The sequence below is a fragment of the Comamonas sp. SCN 65-56 genome (assembly GCF_001724135.1).
Lineage (GTDB): Bacteria > Pseudomonadota > Gammaproteobacteria > Burkholderiales > Burkholderiaceae_C > Comamonas_C.
On sequence record NZ_MEDS01000001.1, the window covers coordinates 276229 to 282228 of the forward strand.

Sequence of the window (6000 nt, forward strand, 5' to 3'; positions counted from 1 at the left end):
TTCCATGCCTTTTTGATATAAAAAAACGGCTCGCATGGGAGGCGCCTCGGTACGCGCGTGCGGCTTGAAACTGCTCAGAATTGCCCTATCTGAAGGAGCATTCGGAGGTTTCATGCGACTCGACAAACTCACTACCAAATTTCAGGAAGCCCTGGCCGACGCCCAATCGCTCGCGCTCGGGCACGACAACGCCTACATCCAGCCCGAGCACCTGCTCGCGGCCATGCTGCAGCAGGACGACGGCCCCAAGGCGCTGCTGGCGCGCGCGGGCGTCAACGTTGCGCGCCTGGCGCAAGAAGCCGCCGCCGCCATCAAGCGCCTGCCCGCCGTAGATGGCCAGGAGCAGGTGCAGCCCGGCCCCGATCTGATCAAGCTCTTGCAGGCGACCGAGAAGGAAGCCATCAAGCGCGGCGACCAGTTCATCGCCAGCGAGATGTTTCTGCTCGCGCTGGCTGATTCCAGCGGCGAAGCTGGCCGTATCGCCAAGGAGGCCGGCCTGTCGCGCAAGGCGCTCGAATCGGCCGTGGAAGCCGTGCGCGGCGGCCAGACCATGGACAGCGCCGAGGGCGAGGGCCAGCGCGAAGCCTTGAAGAAATACACGCTGGACCTGACCGAGCGCGCGCGCCTGGGCAAGCTTGACCCGGTGATTGGCCGTGACGACGAAATCCGCCGCACCATCCAGGTGCTGCAGCGGCGCAGCAAGAACAACCCGGTGTTGATCGGCGAGCCGGGCGTGGGCAAGACGGCCATCGTCGAGGGCCTGGCGCAGCGCATCATCGCGGGCGAAGTGCCTGAAAGCCTCAAGGGCAAGCGCGTGCTGGTGCTCGACATGGCGGGCCTCTTGGCCGGTGCCAAGTTCCGTGGCGAATTTGAAGAGCGCCTCAAATCCGTGCTCAAGGAAGTGGCGCAGGACGAAGGCCGCATCATCCTCTTCATCGACGAGCTGCACACCATGGTCGGCGCCGGCAAGGCCGAGGGCGCGATCGATGCGGGCAATATGCTGAAACCCGCGCTCGCGCGTGGCGAGTTGCACTGCATCGGCGCGACCACGCTGGATGAATACCGCAAATACATCGAGAAGGACGCGGCGCTGGAGCGGCGCTTTCAGAAGGTGCTGGTCGATGAACCGAGCGTGGAAGACACCATCGCCATCCTGCGCGGCCTGCAAGTGCGTTATGAGGCCCACCACGGCGTGGACATTACGGATCCAGCTATCGTTGCTGCAGCGGAACTCTCCCACCGCTACATTACCGACCGCTTTCTGCCCGACAAGGCCATCGACCTGATCGACGAGGCGGCGGCGCGCATCAAGATCGAGATCGATTCCAAGCCCGAAGCTTTGGACAAGCTGGAGCGCCGCATGATCCAGCTCAAGATCGAGCGCGAGGCGATGAAGAAGGAGACCGATGAGGCCTCGCACAAGCGGCTCGAACTGATCGAGGAAGAGCTCGCCACCGCCGAGCGCGAGTACGCCGATCTGGAAGAAATCTGGAAGGCCGAGAAAGCCAGTGCGCAAGGCAGCGAGCAGATCAGAAAAGAGATCGACGCGATCCGCACGCAGATCGAAGACCTGAAACGCAAGGGCGATTTCAACAAGGTGGCCGAACTGCAGTACGGCAAGCTCCCCGAGCTGGAAAAGAGCCTCAAGGAAGCGCAGGACAGCGAGGCCGGCGGCAACGCGCCCCAGCACAAGCTGCTGCGTACGCATGTGGGTGCCGAGGAAATCGCCGAGGTGGTCTCACGCGCCACCGGCATCCCGGTCGCCAAGATGATGCAGGGCGAAAAAGACAAGCTGCTGCGCATGGAAGACAAGCTGCACGAGCGTGTCGTCGGCCAGGATGAGGCCATCTCGGCCGTTGCCAACGCGATCCGCCGCTCGCGCTCGGGGCTGTCGGATCCGAACCGCCCGCTGGGCAGCTTCCTCTTTCTCGGCCCCACGGGTGTGGGCAAGACCGAGCTGTGCAAGGCGCTGGCCGGTTTCCTCTTCGACAGCGAAGACCACCTGGTGCGCATCGACATGAGCGAGTTCATGGAAAAGCATAGCGTCGCGCGCTTGATTGGCGCGCCTCCGGGCTATGTTGGCTATGAAGAAGGTGGCTACTTGACGGAAGCCGTGCGGCGCAAGCCCTACAGCGTGCTGCTGCTCGACGAGGTGGAAAAGGCCCATCCGGACGTGTTCAACGTGCTCTTGCAGGTGCTCGACGACGGGCGCCTGACGGACGGGCAGGGGCGTACCGTGGATTTCAAGAACACGGTGATCGTGATGACCAGCAACATCGGCTCGCACCGCATCCAGGCCATGGTCGGCCAGCCTGCCGACGAGATCAAGGACGCGGTATGGGAAGAGCTGAAGACGCACTTCCGCCCCGAGTTCCTGAACCGCATCGACGAGACCGTGGTATTCCATGCGCTCGATGCGAAGAACATCGAAGCGATCGCGGCGATCCAGCTCAAGCTGCTGGAGGCGCGCCTGACCAAGATGGACTTGCACCTGCAAGTGTCGAGCGCAGCGATGGCCGAGCTGGCCAAAGTCGGGTTCGACCCGGTGTTCGGCGCGCGGCCCCTGAAGCGCGCGATCCAGCAGCGCATCGAAAATCCGCTCTCCAAGCTGCTGCTGGAAGGCAAGTTCCTGCCCAAGACCAAGATCGCCGTCAGCGTCGATCCGATCAAGGCGCCAGGCGTGTTCGAGTTCAGCGGTCAGCCTGAGTAACGGCCTTTCCACTTCTTCCCCCTTTGGGGGAAGGTTGGGATGGGGGCCGCGCCGCGGCAGACCAAAAAATTTTTGCAGGTCATGGAATAAACCGGCCCTTGGAAGTGTTCATGCAGGTGTGTTCAACTGATTTCGGAACCGCTCCATGAAGCTGCTTTCCACCCTCGGCCTGGCCTGTGCCGCGCTCACTTTCAGCCTCAGCGCCTTCGCTGCCCCTCCGGTGCAAGCCAAAGGTGACGTGCTCACCGGAACCAACGGTCACACCCTGTACACCTTTGACAAAGACCAGGCGGGCAGCGGCAAATCCGCCTGCAATGGACCCTGCGCAGCCAACTGGCCGCCGCTGATGGCCGACAGCGCCGCGACGGCCGAGGGTGACTACAGCATCATCACGCGCGACGACGGCGCCAGGCAGTGGGCGCACAAGGGCAAGCCGTTGTATTTCTGGGTCAAGGATGCCAAGCCTGGCGATACCACCGGAGACGGCTTCAACGGCGTCTGGAAGACAGCCCGCCCTTGAGCGTTTTTTGCTGACGGCAGCCCCGCGTGAAGCACGAACAGGTCGTCCAGCAACTGCCTGCATTGCGTCGCTATGCGCTTGCGCTGACGGGCGACCGCTGGGCGGCCGACGACCTGTTGCAGGACACGCTGGAGCGTGCCTGCAGCAAATGGCGCTTGTGGATCGTCGGTACCGACCTGCGCGCCTGGCTGTTCACGCTGATGCACAACCTGTATCTGAACGAACGCCGCAATACGCTTTCGCAGTCTGCAGTGATAGCTATTGATGATGTAGCAAACGAGCTGGCTGCGCCGGCTCGATCGCTGGACGATGCGATGGATCTCGATCGCTGCCTGCAGCGCCTGCCGGGCGAGCAGCGCGCCGTGCTGCTGCTGGTGACGTTGGAGGACATGGATTACCGGGAAGTGGCGCGGATATTGAAAATACCCATTGGCACAGTGATGTCGCGCCTGTCGCGTGCGCGTACCCGCTTGCGCGAACTCATGCAGGCAGACGCCGATGCACCCGCGGCTGGCGAGCCTGCGCTGCGCCGCCTGAAATAGAGTGGGGCGCTGGAGCAGAGATGACCAACGATTTCCCCGAACCCACCACAGCCGGTGCGCTGGATGAAGCCACGCTGCACGCGTTGGTTGACGGCAAGCTGGCGCCCCAGGCCCGCGCCGCTGCCGAGGCGGCACTGGCTGCCACCCCGCAGGCTGCGCAGACCGTGCGCCACTGGCGTGTGCAGCGCGAGGCACTGGCAAAGCTGCACCACGAGGTGCTCGATGAACCCGTGCCGCCCGCCCTGCGCGCGACGGCCGAGCGCTTGGCAGGCCAACGTCAAAGCGCCAACGACTGGTGGTGGCGCGGCGCGATGGTTGCCTCGGTTCTGGTGGCGTTCGGGGTTGGCTGGCTGGGGCGCGGGCTGTGGCAGCCGACGCAAGTCGGCGCTGCGCAATCAATGCAACTGGCACGCATGGCAGATCAGCGTTTTGTGCAGCAGGCCTCGCTTGCCTATGCGGTCTATCAGCCGGAAAAGCTGCATGCCGTCGAAGTGCCGGCGGCGCAGCAGGATCATCTGGTGCAGTGGCTCTCCAAACGTCTGGATCGCCCGCTGCAGGTGCCCGACCTGAGCACTCAGGGCTATACGCTCGTGGGTGGGCGGCTGCTGCCGGGCGAAGAGGGTGCGCGGGCGCAGTTCATGTTCCAGGATGCCGCGGGCGGCCGCATCACGCTCTACCTGGGCGCCGTCGCACCGCAGGGCGCGCTGGCGCAGGACAGCGCCTTCCGCTTTGAGAGCGATGGACCGGTGTCCAGTTTCTACTGGGTTGATCGTGGCTTTGGCTACGCGCTGTCAGGGCATTTGCCGCGCCCCCGGCTGCAGGCACTGGCGAGCGACGTGTATCGCCAGTTGGAGGAACGCCAGACGCGTTGAGCGGCAGCCGCGAGCGCGCCATCGCGGGCGTTCATGGCGTGGGTGTTCAGCGCTGCGCCAGCCACCACGCCAGGCCAAAGGCCAGCACGGCGGGCACCGCGAACACGATGAGCAGGATGGGCAGTTCCTCGCGCACGCTGTAGCCCGCGTGCGTCACGCCGACCCACATGTTGGCGAGTGTGACCGCCAGCCAGGCGGGCATGAAAGCCTTGGCCGCCAGAGACATTCCGGCGGCGCTGGCGCCCCAGAGCCAGCCGAACAGAGTGAAGACGCCCAGCAGCGCCAGGCCTCCGACGATGACGAGCAGCATGTGCATGGCGTGGTGTCCTTTTGGGTCGGGAGGGTAAAAGGCCTATTTTGTCGTGTAACCACCGTTGATCAAGATGGTTTGCCTGCTGATCCACCAGCCGTCGCTGACCAGATGGCGGATGAGCTGCACCACGTCCTCGATGCACGGCAAGGCAATGCCGGGATGTGTCACCGCGGGCAATGCCGCAACCTGCATCGCCTGCGCGCAGTCCGTCATGGCTGAGCACGTGGTGGTTTCGCACCGGCGCCATAACCTTGAACTTGTGGCCTCTGGCGCCATCTATCGAGCAGCAGCAGACTGCGTTGGATCGTTCCTTTTGGCAAACAGCGCATGCGGTTATTCGCTTTTCAACGCGCCGTATCACCAATTGCGGCTTACCATAGACAGGCGTGCAGCACTCTGCTGTTCGTCCATTTCGTCAGAAAGAGGCAAGGTTTGAACGAAGTCGTCACCACCATCGTGCGCTGGAGCCTGCGCCTGATCGTGATCGCCATGGGTGCGGTGCTGTTCCTGAGCCTGCTGGTCGCCGCCGGCGTGCTGGCCATGGCCTGGGGGCTGCGTGCGCTGTGGGCGCGCGTCACCGGCCGCCCGGTTACGCCCTGGGTGATGCGCATGGACCCGCGCCACGGCTTCAACACGGTGTACCGCAGCACCGCGCGTTGGACGGCCCATACGACCGAGCAGGCGCGCCATCGCACCAGTCGGCCGCGGGACGTGACCGACGTGCAGCCACGCGAAATTCGCCAGTAAACCCACCGGCGGCTTCCTGGCATGGCGGATATGACCCCTGAAGCAATCCGCTCCCTGTTTGACGCCCAGCACCGCGCCAGCCGCGCGCAGCCTGATGTGCCCGTCGCGGTGCGCCGCGAACGTCTGCTGCGCCTGCGCGCGCTGCTGGAGGAGCACGCGCCAACCCTTGCCGCTGCGGTGCAGGCGGATTTCGGCATGCGTTCGCCGCGCCTGACCGAGGTTGCCGATTTCTTCCTGCTGCGCGCCCAGATGGCGCAGACGCTCAAGCACCTGGAGCGCTGGTGCCGCCCGCAACG

General features: G+C 64.4%; 6 protein-coding genes and 2 pseudogenes. 6 read left to right on the forward strand and 2 right to left on the reverse strand.

Annotation, left to right across the window (positions count from 1 at the left end; translation table 11 throughout):
- The first annotated feature begins 112 nt into the window (after positions 1–112).
- The 4 genes from clpB (at position 113) to ABS45_RS01350 (ending at position 4644) form a co-directional block, all read left to right on the forward strand.
- Positions 113–2710, forward strand: coding sequence for an ATP-dependent chaperone ClpB (clpB, locus tag ABS45_RS01335; RefSeq protein WP_291552095.1), 2598 nt, complete (start codon positions 113–115; stop codon positions 2708–2710).
- Between the two features lie 145 nt (positions 2711–2855).
- Entirely contained in the window at positions 2856–3230 is a 375-nt protein-coding gene (locus tag ABS45_RS01340; RefSeq protein WP_291552097.1) for a hypothetical protein, read from the forward strand.
- A 26-nt stretch (positions 3231–3256) separates the two neighbouring features.
- Positions 3257–3772, forward strand: a complete 516-nt coding sequence (locus ABS45_RS01345) for a sigma-70 family RNA polymerase sigma factor (RefSeq protein ID WP_291552100.1) — start codon at positions 3257–3259, stop codon at positions 3770–3772.
- Positions 3773–3792: 20 nt separating this feature from the next.
- Positions 3793–4644, forward strand: coding sequence for an anti-sigma factor (locus ABS45_RS01350; protein ID WP_291552103.1), 852 nt, complete (start codon positions 3793–3795; stop codon positions 4642–4644).
- Between the two features lie 46 nt (positions 4645–4690).
- Here the strand turns inward: ABS45_RS01350 and ABS45_RS01355 are convergent, their stop codons facing one another.
- Together ABS45_RS01355 and ABS45_RS01360 are read right to left on the reverse strand one after the other, a co-directional pair.
- Positions 4691–4960: a hypothetical protein gene (locus ABS45_RS01355; RefSeq protein ID WP_291552105.1), complete on the reverse strand. Its 270-nt coding sequence runs from the start codon at positions 4958–4960 to the stop codon at positions 4691–4693.
- Positions 4961–4996: 36 nt separating this feature from the next.
- Positions 4997–5089, reverse strand: a pseudogene (locus tag ABS45_RS01360) (short-chain dehydrogenase); the annotation flags it as partial.
- 300 nt (positions 5090–5389) lie between these two features.
- Between ABS45_RS01360 and ABS45_RS01365 the strand changes: the two are divergent.
- Together ABS45_RS01365 and ABS45_RS01370 are read left to right on the forward strand one after the other, a co-directional pair.
- The gene (locus ABS45_RS01365) at positions 5390–5704 is read left to right on the forward strand and encodes a hypothetical protein (protein ID WP_291552108.1); all 315 of its coding nucleotides are present in this window, start codon (positions 5390–5392) and stop codon (positions 5702–5704) included.
- Positions 5705–5734: 30 nt separating this feature from the next.
- Positions 5735–6000 (forward strand): annotated as a pseudogene (locus tag ABS45_RS01370) (coniferyl aldehyde dehydrogenase); the annotation flags it as partial.

Coding starts and splice junctions, on each gene's coding strand:
- clpB (WP_291552095.1), top strand. CDS start 113: ATGCGACTCGACAAACTCACTACCAAATTTCAGGAAGCCCTGGCCGAC.
- ABS45_RS01340 (WP_291552097.1), top strand. CDS start 2,856: ATGAAGCTGCTTTCCACCCTCGGCCTGGCCTGTGCCGCGCTCACTTTC.
- ABS45_RS01350 (WP_291552103.1), top strand. CDS start 3,793: ATGACCAACGATTTCCCCGAACCCACCACAGCCGGTGCGCTGGATGAA.
- ABS45_RS01355 (WP_291552105.1), bottom strand. CDS start 4,960: ATGCACATGCTGCTCGTCATCGTCGGAGGCCTGGCGCTGCTGGGCGTC.